The 19505-nt window shown below is 45.7% G+C and carries 17 protein-coding genes and 1 pseudogene; 8 read left to right on the top strand and 10 right to left on the bottom strand.

Annotated elements, in window-relative coordinates; genetic code table 11:
• Nucleotides 1-327 precede the first annotated feature (327 nt).
• From MKY62_RS20635 to MKY62_RS20625, 3 genes and pseudogenes are all read left to right on the top strand, one after another.
• Nucleotides 328-2586, top strand: coding sequence for a glycosyltransferase (locus MKY62_RS20635; protein WP_003186428.1), 2259 nt, complete (start codon nt 328-330; stop codon nt 2584-2586).
• Nucleotides 2587-2711: 125 nt separating this feature from the next.
• Nucleotides 2712-3623, top strand: a pseudogene (locus tag MKY62_RS20630) (PLP-dependent aminotransferase family protein); the annotation flags it as partial.
• Between the two features lie 60 nt (nt 3624-3683).
• Nucleotides 3684-4523, top strand: coding sequence for a polysaccharide deacetylase family protein (locus MKY62_RS20625; protein ID WP_003186423.1), 840 nt, complete (start codon nt 3684-3686; stop codon nt 4521-4523).
• A gap of 32 nt (nt 4524-4555) precedes the next feature.
• Here MKY62_RS20625 and MKY62_RS20620 read toward each other — a convergent pair whose 3' ends face one another.
• The 7 genes from MKY62_RS20620 to MKY62_RS20590 form a co-directional block, all read right to left on the bottom strand.
• Nucleotides 4556-4807: a hypothetical protein gene (locus tag MKY62_RS20620; RefSeq protein ID WP_003186421.1), complete on the bottom strand. Its 252-nt coding sequence runs from the start codon at nt 4805-4807 to the stop codon at nt 4556-4558.
• Between the two features lie 315 nt (nt 4808-5122).
• Nucleotides 5123-5290, bottom strand: coding sequence for a hypothetical protein (locus MKY62_RS20615; RefSeq protein WP_169082272.1), 168 nt, complete (start codon nt 5288-5290; stop codon nt 5123-5125).
• Between the two features lie 115 nt (nt 5291-5405).
• Nucleotides 5406-5756 carry a YxeA family protein gene (locus tag MKY62_RS20610; protein WP_003186417.1) on the bottom strand — a complete coding sequence of 117 codons (351 nt, stop codon included), beginning with the start codon at nt 5754-5756 and terminating at the stop codon, nt 5406-5408.
• Nucleotides 5757-5762: 6 nt separating this feature from the next.
• Nucleotides 5763-7640, bottom strand: coding sequence for an ABC transporter permease (locus MKY62_RS20605; protein ID WP_003186416.1), 1878 nt, complete (start codon nt 7638-7640; stop codon nt 5763-5765).
• A complete protein-coding gene (locus MKY62_RS20600) occupies nt 7615-8391 on the bottom strand; it encodes an ABC transporter ATP-binding protein (protein WP_003186414.1) in 777 nt (258 codons plus the stop codon). Before MKY62_RS20600 ends, MKY62_RS20605 begins: the two co-directional genes overlap by 26 nt.
• Before the next feature lie 282 nt (nt 8392-8673).
• Complete coding sequence (locus MKY62_RS20595; protein ID WP_009329870.1) at nt 8674-9654, bottom strand: ATP-binding protein; 981 nt, start codon at nt 9652-9654, stop codon at nt 8674-8676.
• Nucleotides 9651-10340 carry a response regulator transcription factor gene (locus tag MKY62_RS20590; RefSeq protein WP_003186410.1) on the bottom strand — a complete coding sequence of 230 codons (690 nt, stop codon included), beginning with the start codon at nt 10338-10340 and terminating at the stop codon, nt 9651-9653. Before MKY62_RS20590 ends, MKY62_RS20595 begins: the two co-directional genes overlap by 4 nt.
• 196 nt (nt 10341-10536) lie before the next feature.
• Between MKY62_RS20590 and MKY62_RS20585 the strand changes: the two genes are divergently transcribed.
• Nucleotides 10537-11583, top strand: coding sequence for a lactonase family protein (locus MKY62_RS20585; RefSeq protein ID WP_009329868.1), 1047 nt, complete (start codon nt 10537-10539; stop codon nt 11581-11583).
• 80 nt (nt 11584-11663) lie between these two features.
• Here the strand turns inward: MKY62_RS20585 and MKY62_RS20580 are convergent, their stop codons facing one another.
• Nucleotides 11664-12011 (bottom strand): helix-turn-helix transcriptional regulator, encoded by a 348-nt coding sequence (locus MKY62_RS20580; RefSeq protein WP_009329867.1) that lies wholly within the window; start codon nt 12009-12011, stop codon nt 11664-11666.
• 215 nt (nt 12012-12226) lie between these two features.
• Here MKY62_RS20580 and MKY62_RS20575 point away from each other — a divergent pair, with 215 nt between their 5' ends.
• The 4 genes from MKY62_RS20575 (at nt 12227) to MKY62_RS20560 (ending at nt 17670) form a co-directional block, all read left to right on the top strand.
• On the top strand, nt 12227-13216 hold the full coding sequence (locus MKY62_RS20575) for an asparaginase (protein WP_003186405.1): 990 nt from the start codon (nt 12227-12229) through the stop codon (nt 13214-13216).
• Between the two features lie 20 nt (nt 13217-13236).
• Nucleotides 13237-14664, top strand: a complete 1428-nt coding sequence (aspA, locus tag MKY62_RS20570) for an aspartate ammonia-lyase (RefSeq protein WP_003186403.1) — start codon at nt 13237-13239, stop codon at nt 14662-14664.
• 242 nt (nt 14665-14906) lie between these two features.
• The gene (gene nhaC / locus MKY62_RS20565; RefSeq protein WP_003186400.1) at nt 14907-16304 is read left to right on the top strand and encodes a Na+/H+ antiporter NhaC; all 1398 of its coding nucleotides are present in this window, start codon (nt 14907-14909) and stop codon (nt 16302-16304) included.
• A gap of 34 nt (nt 16305-16338) precedes the next feature.
• Complete coding sequence (locus tag MKY62_RS20560) at nt 16339-17670, top strand: malic enzyme-like NAD(P)-binding protein (RefSeq protein WP_003186398.1); 1332 nt, start codon at nt 16339-16341, stop codon at nt 17668-17670.
• Nucleotides 17671-17687: 17 nt separating this feature from the next.
• Here MKY62_RS20560 and MKY62_RS20555 read toward each other — a convergent pair whose 3' ends face one another.
• Entirely contained in the window at nt 17688-18017 is a 330-nt protein-coding gene (locus tag MKY62_RS20555) for a DUF1259 domain-containing protein (protein ID WP_003186396.1), read from the bottom strand.
• A 144-nt stretch (nt 18018-18161) separates the two neighbouring features.
• Nucleotides 18162-18950, bottom strand: coding sequence for a formate/nitrite transporter family protein (locus MKY62_RS20550; RefSeq protein WP_003186394.1), 789 nt, complete (start codon nt 18948-18950; stop codon nt 18162-18164).
• Nucleotides 18951-19505 lie beyond the last annotated feature (555 nt).

Here is a 19505-nt window from a genome sequence, read left to right as displayed (position 1 = left end):
GAGCAGAGACCTTTTTTCTTTTGTAAAGCGTTGATACATTCAGCTCCTTTCTCTGAAAAGACACAGGACGTCTGAGACAAAAGATTCAATCTTGATACGGGGTACATGTGAAGGGTTATCAATGTGAGCCTTATGATTTTTTGAACAAGAGACTATAGTCGTATAATTTCAGTTTTTAATAGATAAAAAGATATAATTTTTATAATTTTTTAAAGAAAATTAGGACAAATAGTGGTAATATATTTGAGTGCAAAAGAAAGAAATAAAGGAATATTTTAGAGAAACCCTGTAAAAAGGTTTTTTTATGTATCACATAAGGAGAAGAAAATGGAATTTATTTTACACTACTATCCCGCGGCAATGATTGCTCTGATTCTCATCGGTTTTTGGGGATCGCGGGTGAATTCGCGTTTTAAGAAGTTTTTAATCATACTGTGTCTTATGACGAACGGTGTGTATATTGTATGGCGGTTCGGCTTTACGCTGCCCGTCTCTCGCCCCGCCGATATCGTGATGGGCGTCATCCTGATTGCAACTGAATGTATCGGCTTTTTACAGCTCTTGGTCTTTTATACGCTAGTATGGAAGGAAAAGAAGCGGGAGCCGGAAAAGCTGGGCGATCAAGACCATCGGCCGAGCGTTGATATTCTCATTGCAACTTATAACGAGGAGCGCCATGTGCTGAAAAAGTCGGTGGCAGGCTGTCTGAACCTCGACTATCCAAAAGAGCTTGTCAACATTTATTTGTGTGATGACGGAAGGCGGACGGCTATTCAAAAGCTGGCTGAGGAACTTGGCGTTCATTACGTTACAAGGCAAAACAATGAGCATGCAAAAGCGGGGAATTTAAACCATGCGATGAGCTGCTCAAACGGGGAACTGATTGTGACGATGGATGCCGATATGGTTCCGCTCCCTTCATTTTTGCAGAAAACCGTCGGCTATTTTAAGAAGGAAAAAGTGGCTTTTGTTCAAACGCCGCAGGCTTTCTATAATGAAGATCCTTATCAGTACAACTTATTTTCCGGAGCGAACATTCCGAATGAGCAGGACTTTTTCATGCGCAGGCTCCAGGCTGGGAAAGACCGTTTTAATGCTGTCATGTACGTCGGCAGCAATACGGTTTTCAGAAGAACGGCTTTGGAGGAAATCGGCGGTTTTGCGACAGGTGTGATTACGGAGGATATGGCAACAGGGATGCTTTTGCAAACAAAATTTAAATCTGTTTTCGTCAAAGAAGTGCTTGCGGTCGGTCTCTCGCCGGAAACGTGGATGGATCTTTTGAAACAGCGCGACCGCTGGTGCAGGGGAAACATTCAGTGCGGAAAGAAGTGGAATCCGCTTTTCTTAAAAGGCTTGACGCCCATGCAGCGAATCCTTTATTTTGACGGCATTCTCTTTTGGTTTTTCGGCGTTTTTAAGATGGTATACATCCTCGCGCCGCTCATGTTTTTGCTGTTTGGCATACATAGCTTAAAGACTGATCTGTGGTCGATCACTTCGTTTTGGCTGCCTGCGTTTTTAGGTTCTTACCTTTCATTTAAAGCCGTTTCGGACCGGCAGCGCAGTATGAACTGGAGCCATATTTACGATACATCGATGGCGCCGCACATGGCGATATCGGCCTTGTCGGAATTCATTTTCAAAAAGCGGTTTGATTTTAAAGTCACACCGAAAGGCGTCAACACAGATCGGCGAAAATTCAAATATACAACGGCGCTGCCGTGTGCGATTTTGCTCGCAATGACGCTGCTTGCACTCGGAAAAACCCTTTATGAATTGTTGTTTCTTCATACGTTTGATATAAACGTCACTTCGTATAATTTATTTTGGGTTCTCTATAACATGACAGGGCTCATACTTGCGCTGCTCGTTGCCTTTGACAGGCCGAGGTTCCGAAGCTCTGAGCGTTTCACAGTCAACAAGCCGGCGGCTTTTTCCACCGTTTCAGTAGATGAGCACAAATGTGAACTGATCGATGTGAGCGACACGGGCGCGCGTATCAGACTGCCTTATACGGCTGATTCGGATATGTACTATCATGTAGACGGTCTGATCATAGATGCGGTCGGAAAAGTCCCGGCCCGGGTGATGTGGACGACGAAGGACGAGGCCGACATTGAAATCGGGCTGCACTTCAAAGAGATGGACAAGGAACTGTATGTGAAACTGATCGGTTTTATGTTTAATGAAGAAAATGCAAAAAAGGCCGACCGGGAAAAGCGGGCTGATACGTTGTCAACAGTGATACGCTTTTTAACGAAAACTGAAAAAAGCCCTGATGCATTCAAGAGAAAATACGTGCGCGAGGCCTTTCAAGGTCTGGGAACACTGCTGTTTCCCCGTGATTCAGAGAAAGGGGCTCACGAGGTTATGATTAAGGATATCAGCTTGTCAGGCTGTCAGATTGAATCCGGCTTCCCGCTTGAAATCAATGAACATGTGCTGGTTTCTATCAATGAGAAGGACCCGGATCAGCGGCTGGCGCTCGTCTGCTGGATAAAGAAGCGGAGAAAGCGATACACAGCGGGATTGAAATTTTTAGATGAACATGCATCAAAATCAATGGGAGACCCGGTAGCATAAGCTGCGGGTCTTTTTTTGTCAATGGTCTTCCTGTACGGTCCGCCCGTATTCGAATTTCATGCTTTGGTTCAGCATGTTTTCTTTAGCTGTGATCTCTCGGGGCTGAACAAAGAGGTGTCCGCTGTGCACCTGAGCAAATTGTGATCTGTTCCGGTACGCAGTATGCAGTCGGACTTCTTTGCCAGCTGCTCTCAATGAACGGCCGATTGGTTGCGTTGGAAAATCCGGGATATGATGGTGTGCGTTCTGTTTTCCTTAACCATGGATGTGATATTCAGCCAATTGGTCTGGAGACGGATGGGATCAATTTGACACAGCTTGCTGCAACACGGGCGAAACTCGTTTATATTACGCCATCGCATCAGTTTCCGTATGGAATGGTTCTGCCGATACAGAAGAGGCTGAAATTGCTTGAATGGGCAAGCCGTGAGAAGGCCTATATTATCGAAGACGACTATGACAGCGAATTCCGCTATCAGGGCAGGCCTATTCCATCTTTAAAAGCGCTTGATAAAAAAGAAAATGTCATTTATTTAGGGACTTTTTCAAAGTCATTTCTTCCGGGAGCGAGATTGAGTTATATCGTTCTGCCTTCAAAACTGGCGGATGAATTTCAAGAGAAGCTTGGCCGCTACAGCCAGTCTGCTTCACCCATCATTCAAAAAGCGATGTTTTTATTTATGAAAGAAGGGTTTTTCGAAAGGCACATCCGTAAAATGAAAAAAGTATATCAAGAAAAGCACAAAACATTAATATCGGCCATTAAAACGCATTTCGGAAATGACGTGGAAATCATCGGCGAAAAAGCGGGGCTCCATATTTTGATGAAGACAGACCGACATGCACAAGACCTCATACATAAAGCGGAAAAACTCGGTGTGAAAGTTTATCCGGTATCCGATTTCTGGATTAAGCCTCATGAAAGCAGCTCTTCAATCGTCATGGCGGGATTTGGGGGTCTTACTGCAGCGGAAATTGAAGAAGGGATCAGCAGACTGCGTAAAGCTTGGCTCTCCTCCTCAAAGCAGGAACAGTGAAAAATGCCCGTTCCGCACCGATATTAAAAAGGATTCAGTAGATAGAAAGCGGGAATAATTGTGAAAAAAACGAAAATGTTACTTGTGCTGTCTATGTTGATGGGGGTGCTGTACGGGTGTTCCGGTCATGAAACAAAAGGAGAGGAAAAAACAGAACCAAATACGGCTCAAAAAGCGGCAAAACAATCAAAACAGCAGGCGGAACATGATCCATCATCCAAGTGGGTCAAAGTGAAAAGCCCGGCCCGCATTCCGATTCTCATGTATCACAGCATTTCCTCAGGAAACAGCCTGCGCGTACCGGAAGGGGAATTCCGCGGGCATATGAAATGGCTGAAGGATAACGGCTATTACACGTTGACACCTGAGGAAGCCTATATTGTCTTAACGCAAGATAAAATGCCGAGTGATAAATGCGTGCTGATTACGTTTGATGACGGTTATACAGATAACTTTGAAAAAGCGTACCCGATTTTGAAAGGCTATGGGATGAAGGCGACAATTTTTATGATCGGCAAATCGGTTGGCGGGAAGAACCATTTGACGGAGAAACAAATGAATGAAATGAGGCGAAACGGCATTTCGATTCAAAGCCATACCATTCATCACGTTGAATTGAACGGACTGGCACCGGGACAGCAGCTCGATGAAATGACGCGTTCCAAAGCGCTGTTTGATCGCATGTTCAGCCAAAATACGGTGATGCTGAGCTATCCGGTCGGGCGCTACAACGAAGATACGCTGAAACTCGCAAAGCAGGCAGGCTATCAAATGGCCGTCACAACAGAACCGGGAGCGGCATCTAGGGATCAGGGGATGTATGCGCTCCACCGCGTCCGAATCTCGCCGGGGATGTCGCCGGACGCCTTTGGGAAAATGGTGGAACACAGCAGACAATAGGAAAGACGGCATTTATCATGATGCCGCTTTCCTTATTTTTTTTCGTTTTGGTGCGTCGGGCTCATGACAAGCCGCAGATTCGGGCGCATACCTTCGGAGGTTCGGCGGTTTGCCGTCTGTCCGGGAGCGGTTTCGATTACCCTCAAAACTCCGGTCGGCGCAGCTGCCTGGCGGATCAATATTCTGCTTTTCGGTGCCGCTTTTTTATAAGAACTTTTGTTGTTCTTGTCAAAAAAGAATGAATACAAAATAAACAGAGCCAATAAAACCAGTAAAAAAATCATCTGGAAAAAACCCTCCTTATCATGAATGTCTTCTTTTAATATCGAACAAGTAGGTGCAAAGTTTTATATGTTTTGTATCAGAATCGCTTTATTGTGACTTTTAAATCGTTTGAAGAGCGGGAATCTGCTGTCTTTACATCATTCCCAATCGGAAGTCAGGTTAAACAACTGAATGAATAATGACGTATTTGGAGTTGATGTTGAATGAATGATGAAGGGAGATAGCTGGAATATACCCGGCTCACTGCAGCAAGAACTGCATACAGCCTAGGGATCCGAGCAGGAGCAGAAGTTAGGTTAACGCAGCCGCAGGTCTTAACAGCCGCCATCGCCGCCGCAATCACCCCCGCTGTCTCCGGATGAGTCAGGACCTCCAATAAAAAAAGTCGAAGAGCTGCTGCCGCTGTTTTTTTCCCCGGACGGCAACATGGAGGCGTAGAGAAGGAAAACCACCAGTATAAAACCAATTATTCCAACAATCATATGAAAACCTCCTAAACAATATGACTTCTGTTTTTATACGAGCAACGGGCCAAAAAGTTTCGGAATTTTGTTAAAATATAGTGATTCATAGAAAAAACGGCTTAGACGCCGTTTTTTATTGCTTGATCAATTTTTTCTGAACGGCACTCGGCATGCCGCCGGGCTGTACTTCTTCCCATGTCTCAACATATTTTCCCTTCGCGTTTACCTTTAGATAGGCGTTTCTTCGAAGGGAATCGCTGGCGGAGAATGTAATTTCTTTTTCCTTACCGGTGTCATTATATCCTTCCAGCGTGTACTCATAGCGGCCCGGGCTCAGGTGCTTACCGTCTTTGTTGATCTGGACATATACGCTTTCTTTCTTCACAAGTGGATTGAACCTGTCTGTCACTTCATTATGAATCAACAGAAATGCGCCGATACATACAGCTAAAGCGGCTGTAATGAGAGAAATTGTTTTTTTCATATTTTATCACCTTAAAAATCCTTTTAATTTTTTCAGATAGCTTTTTCGAATCATCATAAAGAATAATAGTTGGAAGATCAGAAATCCGCCTATTGTCATGATCACCGGAGATGCGAAATGACCAAGGCTCTGTGCCTCGAGCGTCTTCATCGCAAAATACGTATGAATTGAGGCGAGTACGAACGGAAAGAAGAACAGGATGGCCAATTGAATCGTTACGCTCTGCGACATTTCCTTTTCGCTCAGGCCGATTTTTGAGAGTGACCGGTAGCGCTCTTGATCTTCTTCAAGATCGGTAAACAGGCGGAAGTACAGAAAGCTCCCGGATGCCGTAAAAAAGAGAACCGCAATAAAGAATCCGATAAACAGACTCAGGCTTGGAAGCTGAACAGTTTCAAAATAATTGATGGCCTTTGCTTCAAATTGAAATTGGATATTGTGAGATTTTTCTCTGAGATCTTTTTCCAATGATTGGCTCATGTCGAGGCTCTCTTTCCAGCGGTTGTACTGATAGCCGTACAATGTGAGGGATTCGCCTTGTTTTTTCAGCTTTTCGAAGGTTTTGCCGTTTACGACAACGATGCTTTCTAACGAAATGAGCGGTTTTTTAATACCTTTTACCTTTAGCCGTTCATTTGCCGGCTTCAAATCTTTGTTCAACATGTCCAAGGTCTCAGGAATTTCCCGCTTTTCTTTTGCCTCAAAGGCGTTTGGATAATACAGCGCCTCACCGTCTTTCAGTTCACCGGAATTTAACTTGAAGTGCTTTTGGAATTCGCCTTCAGAGACCAGGAGCACCGGAGGAAGGAGATCTCCCTGGCTATAGCTCATATAAATTCCTTTTGTCACTTCCTTTGCATACGAAAAATGTCCGTCCTTCAATTTTTGTTCGATCACCTTAACGTGTGTTTGTTCCTTTTGGCTCCCGCTGTATAATAAGTACTCTATCTCATATCGGGAATCCAATTTTCCGATAGAAGTCTTGGAAATTACCAATGCACCCATGGCGGTAAAGGCGACCGCGGAAATGATGCAAACGAGAAAGAACAGGCGGGCATTATCCTTCAGCCGATAAACAAGATCGGATATCCAAAGCACGTTTTTTCCTCGTAAATAAAATGACCTCCGCTTTTTTAACAGCCGCAGCAGCCAAATGCTGCTTTGGCTGAAGAAGAAATAAGTCCCGATGATCGTCAAAATTAAGATCGTGACGGCTTGGGGAAAATGGATGTCGGCGAACAATACAAGCCAGTAGCCGGAGCCGAGGCAGCCGATGCCGACGACCGAAAAAATAATGGACGGTTTTGGCTCCGGTTTAATTTTCCCGGTGCCTTTGATCAGCTTGACAACGGTTTTTGATTTAATAAATAACACCGTAAATTGCGACAGCAGAATAAACAGCGCAAGAAAGCAGGCGGATGTAAGGGCCATCGCTTTCCAAGGCAGATACAATGGCAAAGCGTCCATTTCCAGAATATAAGCGCCGATCGTAAAGAATGTTTTTGCAAAAACAAGACCGCCGATGATGCCTGTAACGATCGAAAGCACGCCGATGATGATGTTTTCTGCGGTAATCAGCTTCCTCAATTGACCCGGAGCGATTCCCTGGATGGTGAGGATCCCGAATTCCTTGCTTCTCGACTTGAGAAAGGCGTTGACGGAATAAAGCACAAACAGAATGGAAAAGGCGAAAATCATCCATTCAGCCACCGACAACCCCCGTTTTGCAATGGTGTTTAAGTAGCCTTCCTCTAAAGCGGGGTGGAACAAAAACATCGCAAATGTGAAAAAAATCATCACTGAAAATGAGCTGCTTAAAAAGAAGGCGAGATAGGCTCTTTTATTCCGGACGACGTTTTTATAAGCGAACTGAAGAAAGGTCATTGGTATTTCCTCCCAGCATAGACAGCACATTCAGAATCTCTTCATAAAATACTTGGCGGTTGGCGCCGCGGTAAATTTCATTGAATAATGTTCCGTCTTTAATAAAAATGACGCGACGGCAATAGCTTGCGGCAACTGGGTCGTGCGTGACCATTAATATCGTGGCATTGTCGTTTTCATTAAGATGCTGCATCGTCTCCATCACGTCTTTTGATGCCTGCGAATCGAGGTTTCCTGTCGGTTCGTCGGCGAGGATGAGGGCGGGCTGATGAATGACGGCTCTTGCGATGGCCGCCCGCTGCTTTTGTCCGCCGGATACTTCAAACGTCCGTTTGTTCAAAAGTTGTTCAATGCCGAGTTTTTCAGCAATCGCCTGAAGTTTATCTTCCATGACGGAAAGCGGTTGATTTTCAAGCGTTAACGGCAGCATGATGTTTTCGCCGATCGTCAGTGTATCCAGCAAATTAAAATCCTGGAATACGAACCCGAGCTGCCTGCGGCGAAAGTGGGCAAGCTTCGCCCTTTTTAAATGATGCGGGTCTTCTCCGCGAATTAAAATGTCGCCGGAATCCGGGCGGTCAATCGTCGAAATGATATTGAGAAGCGTCGTTTTTCCAGAACCGGACGGCCCCATGATCGCCGTGAACTCACTTTCCTCGACATTGAATGAAATATCTTTTAAAGCCTGATGGGAGACTTGTCCTTTATATGTTTTATTGATGTTTTTAACGACCAGCATATTTGTTGTCATGATATCCTCCTTTTGCTGCGCTTTTTAAGGATGACCGTTTCCGGTATGTTATCCATTCCAGCGGGCTCCTCCGGAATGCTTTCAGCCAAAATGCGTTTATGAAAGGCTTGAATGGCCATTGTCCAGAAACTAAGAACGGCGGCCTCGTTTATATAACAGAATGTGCCGACTCTTTTCATAGACTCGGATTGCTTATAAAAAATCCTCCTTGCCACGTTTGTTTTGTAAACAAATCATATCAAGGAGGATGGGGATGAGCTATGCGGTTTTATTAAAGAAGACTTACATTTTTGTAAGAAATGAAAATTGCACAGTCGTTTCTTTTCCTTCTTCTGAATCGATGCTCACATCATGATTGAGCTTTTCGGCAATCTCTTTTACAAGGTAGAGGCCGATGCCTGTTGATTCCTGAAAGCGCCGTCCGTTTTCCCCGGTGTAATAAGGCTCAAATACGCGTTTCACATCTTGTGAAGGGATTCCGATTCCGTAATCTTTGATTTCCAGAATGATGCGTTCGCCTTTACGGAATATCGTCAAATCGATGCGTTCGCTTCTTCCTGACGAGTACTTCACAGCGTTAGTGATGACTTGGCCAGTGGAAAATCTGAGCCATTTGCGATCGGAGTAAATAACGGCGTCTTCAGCGGGAACCTGTTTATTTGGATAGACACGATGCTGTATAAAATAGCGTTTATAGCGCTGAATCAGCGAATTAAGCAGCTCGTCTAGTGACACGGCCTCAATTTTAAAATCTCTTTCAAACAGGTCAAGCCTTGATGAATAGAGGAGCGTCTCCAGTCCGTATTCAATCTGCTGGACTTCTTTTTTGATTTGTTTAAAAACGGGTTCGTCCTCTTCCTGGATGATCAGATTGATGACGGAAAGCGGTGTTTTCACCTGATGCACCCATTGATTCATGTAGGTTACCCTATCTTCCAGCTTGGACTCCATATCATGTATTTTGCGGTGGTGGAGCCGGCTCAGCTCCATATGTTTTTCATAGAGCTCTGAGCAAAATTCAGACGTCCCCAAAAAAGGAATTTCTGTATCTTTTTGATCTGAGCCGATCCATTGGTAGACTCTGTGTTCTTCATACCATTTGTATGAAAGATAAAGCGCAAGCGCCAGAAGCTGAACGCCGAGAATGTAAAAAAGGTGGGTGAAAGTCTGCATGCCGGCAAACCAATAGTAAAAAAATACGAATCCGCCCTGAAAGAGAAACAGAAAAATGAGAACGGCATGGTTTTTTAGGAACAGCTTCATGATTTCGTCCTCAGCTGATACCCTTCGCCCCGCACAGATTCAATTGAGAAGGGCACGTCCATGCTTCGCAGTTTTTTGCGAATCCTTGTAATATAGACATTTAGCGTGTTTTCATCTACAAATGTATCGGTTTCCCATGTCTTCTCCATTAACCGGTCTCTGCTTGTCACCTTTTCTCCTCTTTCAAGCAGCACTTCCAAGAGCTTGCTTTCCTTTTTTGAAAGCTCGAGCTTCTCATTTCGGCAGTGCAGCTCAAAACGTTCGACAAACAGCTGGACGCCTTCAAATTCAATCACTTTTTCACCTTGTTTTACTGCGTATTCTCCAAATGCCCTGCGAATTTGGCCTTTAATTTTAGCGAGCACCACCTCATAGGAAAAAGGCTTCTCTATATAATCATCGCCGCCGTTTTCGATCGCCATGACCTGATCCATTTCTCCGCTTCTCGCCGAAATGAAAATGATCGGACAAGTCGAATGCTGGCGGATTTGCCTGCACCAGTAGTAACCGTCGTATGCCGGCAGATTGATGTCAAGCAATGCCAGGTCGGGCTTCTCTTGGAGAAATATTTCAAGGATAGAGGTGAAATCAGTCGCTGCAACAGTTTCGTATCCGTATTTTTCTAAATGATCGCGTAAAAGCTTCCGAATGTCTTCGCTGTCCTCGACAATCATGATTTTCGTCATTTTGAACACTCCTATGAACAAGTCTCCGCTGCCGATTTCTTTATAAAAGCGGCAGTGAAGGGCCTCTAATGTTAAGAATATCATAAAAAGTTTTTTTTCATGTGAGCGCTTAAGGTTTTTGCATACCAGATCATGATAATTCAGTTTCTCTGAGTTAAAATAGGAATGGACGACTGTCAAAAAAGGAGAGGATCAAATGGCGAAATACAGAGGTTATATCGGAACATATACAAAAGCAGACAGCGTAGGGATTTATACATTTGAGCTTGATACGGAAAAAAAGGCGTTAAGCACGCCGAAGCCGGCAGCAAAGCTGGGCAGTCCGACATATTTGAATATCGCCAAAGACAATGACATGCTTTATGCAGTGGTCAAAGACGGCGATAAGGGCGGGGTTGCCGCATATCGTATTGACGGTTCCACAGGAGAGCTGACTATCGTCAACCAGCAGACCGGGGAAGGACCGTCGCCTTGCCACGTCAGTGTGGATCAAGATAACCGTTATGTTCTGTCCGCCAATTACCACAACGGGACGATCTTGGCATATCCTTTAAATGAAAGCCGCGGCCTGCTTGAGCCTTCATCAAAAGTACAGCATGAGGGATCAGGACCGCATGAGAGGCAGGAAAAAGCGCATACTCATTATTCAGGATTCTCACCTGATGAGAAATATGCAGTGGCCGTCGATCTCGGAACGGATCATATCATCACGTATCAATTGAAAGAGGGCCGGCTTGAAGAAGTGAAAAAACACGCTGCTGCACCGGGCTCAGGGCCGAGACATATCGAGTTCCATCCACAGGAAAAGTATGCGTATGTATTAACAGAGCTGAGTAATGAAGTCATCGTGCTGGAATACAACCCCGATTTGGGTGAATTCAGAGAGATTCAAGTGATTTCGGCATTGCCGGAAGGCTTTGACGGCCATAGCCAAGGCGGCGCCATCCACATCACGAAAGACGGCAAATTTGTATACGCTTCAAACCGCGGCCACGACAGCATCGCCGTCTTCAGCGTCAACGAGTATTCGGGCGAACTTTCCCTGGTTGAACACGTATCAACTGAAGGGGAATGGCCGCGCGACTTTGAGATTGATCCTTCAGAGCAATTCTTAGTTGCTTCCAACCAGGAAACAGGGACTTTGACATTGTTTGAAAGAGACCGGACAACGGGCCGGCTGACGCTTTTAGAGTCTGGAGTTCCTGCTCCTGAAGCGGTTTGTGTGAAATTTTTACATCAATAAAAGCAAAAAAAACTTGATTGGCCTTTTTAGCCAGTCAAGTTTTTTCTTTTTATAGCATGCGGCGGTTAACCGCTGTCATTTTACTCCGCATCCAGCCCTTTTTTGACCTTGATAAACGCAACCATCTGCTTGATTTCTTCTTCGGAAAGAAGCGTTCCGTCGACTGCCAGCTTGAGCTTAGCCCAATCCGTCAGTTCAATGGCTTCGTTTTTAGCCTTTTCATCCCGGGGATCGTCAACTCTTCCGAGCAAAAAATCGGTGGAGGTATTGAATAAATCAGCGATTTCGATAAGCGCCTCTAAAGAAGGGCGGCGGTATCCCGATTCATAGCCCGCGTAAGTGCTTTTCGCAATACCGAGGCGGTCGGCAGTATATTGCAATGACCATTTTTTGTTTTTTCTCAGTGTTGTTAATCGATCTAAATTCATATCTTACGCTCCTTTTGATACACAGTGATTATAGCACATTATCAGTAAAAGTGTACGCGAAATGAATAAAGTTTCTTGATTATTTCACATTTGAGGACTATAATTGCATTGAAGGTACGCATAAAGCGTATACATTCCTGATGTATCAAGCCTTCTTTGCTAAAATAAATCATGATTTATACTGTATAAAACTACTTCTTAAAGAGGTGTAGCACATGAAAAAGTTACTGCTGTTGACCACCGGCGGGACCATCGCTTCAGTAGAAGGCGAAAACGGACTGGCTCCGGGGGTTAAAGCGGAAGAGCTTCTCAGCTATTTATCTGATGATCATTCAAATTATACGATAGATTGCCAATCTTTAATGGATATAGACAGCACCAACATGCAGCCTGAACACTGGGTGATGATGGCTGAGGCTGTATATGAAAATTACAGCCGCTACGACGGCTTTGTGATCACGCACGGAACCGATACGATGGCCTACACCTCAGCGGCGCTTTCATACATGCTGCAGAATATTGATAAGCCCGTCGCGATTACGGGTTCCCAAGTTCCGATTACGTTTAAGAAAACGGATGCGAAAAAAAATATAAAAGATGCGGTCCGCTTTGCGTGCGACGGCATCGGCGGAGTATATGTCGTCTTTGACGGCCGCGTCATTTTAGGCACGAGAGCGATCAAATTAAGAACAAAAAGCTACGATGCATTTGAAAGCATCAATTATCCTTACATCGCTTTCATTCACGATAAGGAAATCGAGTACAACAAACGGGTTCCCGAAGTAAAGCCAGGCGCTTTGAAACTCGATACCTCTTTAAATACCGACGTTTGTCTGGTGAAGCTTCATCCGGGTTTAAAACCAGAGTTTTTCGATTGTCTGAAAGGTTCATATAAAGGCATTGTGATTGAGAGCTACGGAAGCGGCGGCATTCCTTTTGAGAAAAGAAACATTTTAGAAAAAGTGAACGAGCTGATCGATTCCGGTATGGTCGTAGCGATCACGACGCAATGCCTTGAAGAAGGAGAGGATATGAGCATTTACGAGGTCGGCCGCAAGGTAAACCAGGATGCCATTATCCGCTCGAGAAATATGAACACTGAAGCGATCGTTCCGAAGCTGATGTGGGCTTTAGGGAAAAACGGACAACAAGCTGAAGTCAAAAAGATCATGGAAACGCCGATTGCAGACGATATCATCATATAAAAAGAAAGCAGGGTTAAAAAATGAAAGCTGAAATGACATACCGGACGGAAAAGGATTTTCTCGGAGAGAAGAAGATTCCGGCCGATGTCTACTACGGGATTCAGACATTGCGGGCAGCGGAGAACTTCCCGATTACAGGATATAAAATCCACGAAGAAATGATCAAGGCGCTGGCAGTGGTGAAAAAAGCGGCGGCGCTTGCCAACATGGAGACAAAACGTCTTTATAAAGGCCTTGGAGATGCCATCGTCCAAGCCGCTGATGAGATCCTTGAAGGAAAGCTGCACGATCAGTTCATCGTTGATCCGATCCAAGGCGGCGCAGGCACTTCAATGAATATGAACGCGAACGAAGTCATCGGAAACCGCGCACTTGAACTGCTCGGCCACAACAAAGGCGAATATATTCACCTGAGTCCGAATACGCACGTCAACATGTCTCAATCGACAAACGACGTATTCCCGACGGCGATTCATATTTCAACGCTTAAGCTGCTGGAAAAGCTGCTGGACACAATGGAATACATGCTTGATGCCTTTAAGAAAAAAGCACGCGACTTTGACCACGTCATTAAAATGGGGCGCACCCATCTTCAAGACGCCGTGCCGATCCGCCTTGGACAGGAGTTTGAAGCCTACAGCCGCGTGATCGAACGCGACATCAAACGGATTAAACAATCGCGCCAGCATTTGTATGAAGTCAATATGGGCGCTACCGCGGTTGGAACGGGATTAAACGCGGATCCGCGCTATATCGAAAATGTCGTCAAGCACTTGGCTGAGATCAGCGGTCTTCCGCTTGTCGGCGCTGACCATCTGGTAGATGCGACGCAAAATACGGACGCTTACACAGAAGTTTCAGCTGCATTAAAAGTATGCATGATGAACATGTCGAAAATCGCCAACGACCTTCGGTTGATGGCATCAGGTCCGCGCGCAGGACTTGCGGAGATTTCCCTTCCGGCAAGACAGCCGGGTTCATCCATTATGCCGGGGAAAGTCAATCCGGTTATGGCCGAGCTGATCAACCAAATCGCCTTCCAGGTCATCGGAAACGATCATACGATCTGCCTTGCTTCTGAAGCCGGACAGCTCGAACTGAATGTGATGGAGCCAGTGCTCGTCTTTAATCTCCTGCAATCCATCAGCATCATGAACAACGGATTCCGTTCGTTCACTGATCACTGTGTAGCAGGTATTGAAGCGAATGAAAAACGCTTAAAAGCATATGTCGAAAAGAGCGCCGGCGTCATCACTGCGGTCAATCCGCATCTTGGCTACGAAGCAGCTGCAAGGATTGCGAGAGAAGCCATTTTAACAGGCCAATCCGTCCGCGATCTCTGTCTTCAAAACGATGTGTTGACAGAAGAAGAGCTTGATCTGATTTTGAATCCTTATGAAATGACAAAACCGGGGATTGCCGGGGCTGAACTTTTAAATCGGGATTGATCTGGAAAAAACAGTATGCGAAAACACTCTGACATTTTACCGGGATAGAAACACAGAGTGTTTTCGCTTTCCTTCAATAACTTTATGAAGAGAAAGGACAACAGCGGTGAAGTGGTACCGCATCAGCCTTTTTCATGGTATACTGTTCGTTGTTAGTTAAATTTTTAAGAAAAAATTGAAGCAGATTGCTATTTTTATGTAGTTTATTTTGAAAGCGTTTCAATAATTAAGGGGGATTTAGGTTGAAAACAGCACGGTTGCCATCAATGTTGGAAATCATTTGTGTATTAGGTGCATTTTTAGCGATAGTTTGTTCATTTACAGTCAAATTCGAGCTGCCGATTCAGCTGGCATTGTTTATTTCATGGTTCTTGGTGATTTTGCTCGGACTGCGCCTGGGGCACCGGTATGAAGATTTGCAAAAATCGATTACAAACGGAATTTCAAATGGACTTGAAGCGATATTGATCCTGATTGCCGTCGGCGCTCTTATCGGCACATGGATAGCCGGCGGTGTTGTGCCGACTTTGATTTATTACGGGCTTGAGTTTATCCACCCGAGCATATTCCTGCTTGCCACGCTCATTATTTGTTCGATCACATCTGTTGCCACAGGTACGTCTTGGGGGACTGTAGGAACGGCCGGGATCGCCATGATGGCAATCGGGGAAGGGCTGGGGCTTCCGCTTCCGCTTGTAGCCGGAGCCGTGCTGTCCGGAGCCTACTTTGGAGATAAATTATCGCCGCTTTCCGATAGTACGGTGCTTGCGTCATCCCTTTCAAAGGTCGAAGTGATTACCCATGTCAGAGCGATGCTGTACTTGTCGATTCCCGCCTATTTAATCACGGCGGTCCTGTTCACCATCACCGGCTTTATGTATGGAAGCCGAAATGTTGATTTGGAAAAAGTTGAATTTTTGAAAGCTTCTTTGCAGAACACGTTTGATATTCACATTTGGATGCTTGTTCCGGCTGTTGTCGTCATCGTTCTATTGGCGATGAGAAAGCCATCTGTGCCGACGATCGCGATCGGCGCACTTTTGGGCGCGATCTGGGCTGCGGTCTTCCAAGGCATGGACTTTGCGGATGCGATCGGCACAGCATACAACGGCTTTTCCATTGACACCGGGATCAAATTTATGGACGAGCTCTTAAATCGCGGAGGAATAGAGGGCATGCTCGGTTCGGTCGTCGTCATCATTCTCGGTCTGGGCTTTGGCGGCCTCTTGGAGCACTTAGGCGTTCTAAAAGTGATCGTCTCCAAGTTCCAGCAAAAGCTGACTTCTGCCGGCAACGTCACATTCTCGACGATTATCGTCGCCTTCTTGGCAAATGTGTTCGGCTGCGCGATGTATGTCTCGCTCATTTTAACACCGAAAATTATGGAAAAAAGCTATGACAAGCTCGGAATTGACCGGAGGGTGCTGTCCAGAAACGCGGAAGTCGGCGGTACGATGACGTCGGGCATGGTGCCGTGGTCGGACAACGGCATATATATGGCGGGGATTCTCGGCGTCTCGACCTTCTCTTATGTGCCGTTCATGTGGCTGAGCTTTGTTTCAATCGGCCTTGCGATTTTGTACGGATACACAGGTAAATTTATTTGGTACACCGATAAAAAAGACTCGCCGGTTCAGTAGCCGATTTTAAAACAATTGATGGAGGTATTCTGTTATGAATGGCAACAATATTATTCGGAATTTGATGCTGGAAATCCCTTCAGCACCCGGAAACCTTGGAAAGGTGACAACGGCGATCGGCCTTGCCGGCGGTGATATCGGAGAGATTGAAACGATCAAGGTAGGGCCGAATTATACGATGCGGAACATTACGGTTCAAGTTGAGCATGAAGAACAGCTCACCGAGATTCTTGAAGTGATCCGCAACTTAAAAGAAGGCATCCATCTTCATACCGTTTCAGATGACGTGCTGGCTGCACATGAAGGCGGCAAAATCCGCATGAAAAGCAAGATGCCGATTCGCTCGCTTGCTGATCTGCGTCGGGTGTATACGCCGGGTGTCGCGAACGTGTGCGAGCTCATTAAAGAAGAGCCGCAAAAAGCGAATATTTATACCGGAATCGGCAATTCGGTTGCAATTGTAACGGACGGCACGGCCATCCTTGGCTTGGGAGACATAGGGCCAGTTGCTGGAATGCCTGTTATGGAAGGGAAAGCCGCTCTTTTCGACCAGCTTGCGGATATCAGCGGGGTTCCGATTCTGCTCGACACGAATGATCCTGATGAAATCGTAAGGACGGTTAAAAACATCGCGCCCGGCTTTAGCGGCATTTTGCTTGAAGACATCGGTTCACCGCATTGTTTTGAAATTGAAGAGCGCCTGAAAAACGACCTGAATATTCCGGTCATGCATGACGACCAGCACGGTACGGCGGTTGTGACGCTGGCGGCCGCCATTTCAGCAGCCAAGAGTGCAGGGGTGGATCTGAAGCAGGCCCATGTCGGCCAAATCGGCCTGGGCGCGGCGGGTGTCGCGATCTGCAGGATGTTTATGGCATATGGAGTAAAACGTGTTGTCGGAACGGATAAATCGCTTGAGGCGATGGCGCGTTTAGAGAACTATGGCGGCCATGCGGCTGAAAGCATCGAAGAATTGATGGAAAGCTGCGATATCGTCGTTGCGACAACCGGTGTTCCGGGATTGATCAATAAGAAATGGGTTCGGGAAGGCCAGGTGATTTTGGCTCTGTCCAATCCGAAGCCGGAGATTGAGCCTGAGGATGCGCTCGAGGCCGGGGCAGCCTACGCTGCAGACGGACGGTCTGTCAACAATGTGCTGGGGTTCCCAGGTATTTTCAGGGGCGTGTTAAATGCCGGAGCCGATTCGATCAGCCACCCGATGCTGGTTGCGGCCGCTGAAGCGATCGCATCCTGCACAAGACAAGGCGATCTTGTGCCTCATCCGCTGAACCCTGAAGTTCACGAGATTGTGGCCAAAGCAGTCGAAAGGGTCGCACTTTCAGAAATGGGAAAAATCAACGGATAAAGAAAACAGCTGCTGCTTCATCGCAATACGGATAAAGCGGCAGCTGTTTTTTTCGCGAATGTTAACGGCGGTTCTACAGATTGAAAATGAATATATAAAATATTCGGTTCTGTAAAAATCCAATGATTGTGGAGAGCACTGATAATGATGCCCTGATCGACAAGCTTTTTTGTAAACAGCGGAACTTCTTCAGGCAAAATTGCGACTTCGGCCATATTCAAGGCGATTCCGTTTTGATCGAGCGATTCGAACATGATTTCTTCCATGCCGACTCCCCGGCTCGGTCTTCCTTGAATCGCGACACGCAAATTCCGTTTGATGCTGACAGAACAGACACCGTGGTTCAATGTGCGGCTCCCCATTTAAAATATGTCCAAATTGCCGGCAAAGCGAATGAAAACTTTGCATCGCTGAACCTCCATTTTTAAAGTTACCACGATTTTATGAAGGGAGCCCGCATATTTAGAATCCATTAAAAATGGACGATCTTTTTATTTGATGATTTCTTCACCGCCCGGCTTGTTGGCATAGTGGTACATGAAGCCCATCATAAACGCGCCTCCGACCAGGTTCCCGAGTGTTACCGGAATTAGGTTATGGATTGCGCCTGCAATCGAAATGGTCTCCGGATGCTCGGTGACCAGAGAGACGGCAAAAGTGGCCATGTTCGCGATGCTGTGTTCATAACCGGAAATAAAGAAAGTAAAGACAAACAGCATCATAGAGAACATTTTCGCTCCGTCCCCTTTTTGCGCCATCGGAACGAAAAACGCAAGGCAGACAAGCCAGTTACACAGAATCGCTTTAAAGAACAATTCGGTCACCGGCGTATTCATTTTATGCTCCGCCACGCTGAGAATAAAGCCGGTGGAAGAAGGATCTTTAAATAAGCCGGTCGCAAAGATGAGGCCTGCGAAAAAAACGGCGCCCATTAAATTTCCTGCATAGCTGAACATCCACAGCTTGATCACAGTGGGCCAGCGCATTTTTTTACGAAGCGCAGCCAATGTATAATAAAATGTATTTCCCGTAAATAAATCTCCTCCGCCATAGACGATCAGAATAATGGCGCCCCCAAAGGTGATTGCTGCAATTGGATATGTGAACGGAGAATGTTCAACATAAAAGAGATTCCCCGTTTTAAACGCTACAATGACTCCGAACCCGATAAACATACTGGCCAGCATAGCCCGTAAAAGATAGCGAAGCGGGCTTTGCACAAAGATGCTTTGCTTTTTTAAAGCAAGCTCTTCGACTAGAACAAGTGATTTAGATTCCATGTTTTCCACCACCATCAAGTGTTTACTTAAGAAGTATCTATCATAAATACAACCTAAGTATAGCAGGATATTGTGAAACATTTCACAAATTTTGTGTATTTTGTTTGAACAAATGTATGGTTCGATTTTCATAGAATAAACGGGGTATCGTTATTGTTTATTTCAAAGCAATAAATATTCCTTCCCTTCCTCCGTTAATAGTCAGCGGGAGCTGGATGGCTGTGCAGGGGGAAAAACGTGCGGTGCAGTCAGCTCGTGCTGCGTGAAGGCTTCAGTGGAGATAAATCAGCAAATGGATGAAGGGAATGCGCAGAAGGCGGAAGGAAGATTTCACAGATTGGACAAAACAGCAGAACTTTCCGTAAGGCGCGCTCACACTGAAGGAAAACCCCGAATTTGTTTCACTGCATATAACGGTTTTCTTTTGATGCGACAGGCTTTCGCGAAGAATCACAGATGTTGAATGACGAAATGTTCCACGTGAATTTCGGGGCATTTTTCTCATGTTGTTTTAGTGCTTGTTAACCAGCGTGTCACAAAATATCTATAATTCCT

It is taken from the genome of Bacillus sp. FSL R7-0646, from assembly GCF_037969865.1.
Taxonomy (GTDB): Bacteria; Bacillota; Bacilli; order Bacillales; family Bacillaceae; genus Bacillus; species Bacillus licheniformis.
The sequence above is the reverse complement of the archived record's forward strand: the minus strand, read 5'-3'. Positions and strand labels throughout refer to the sequence as shown.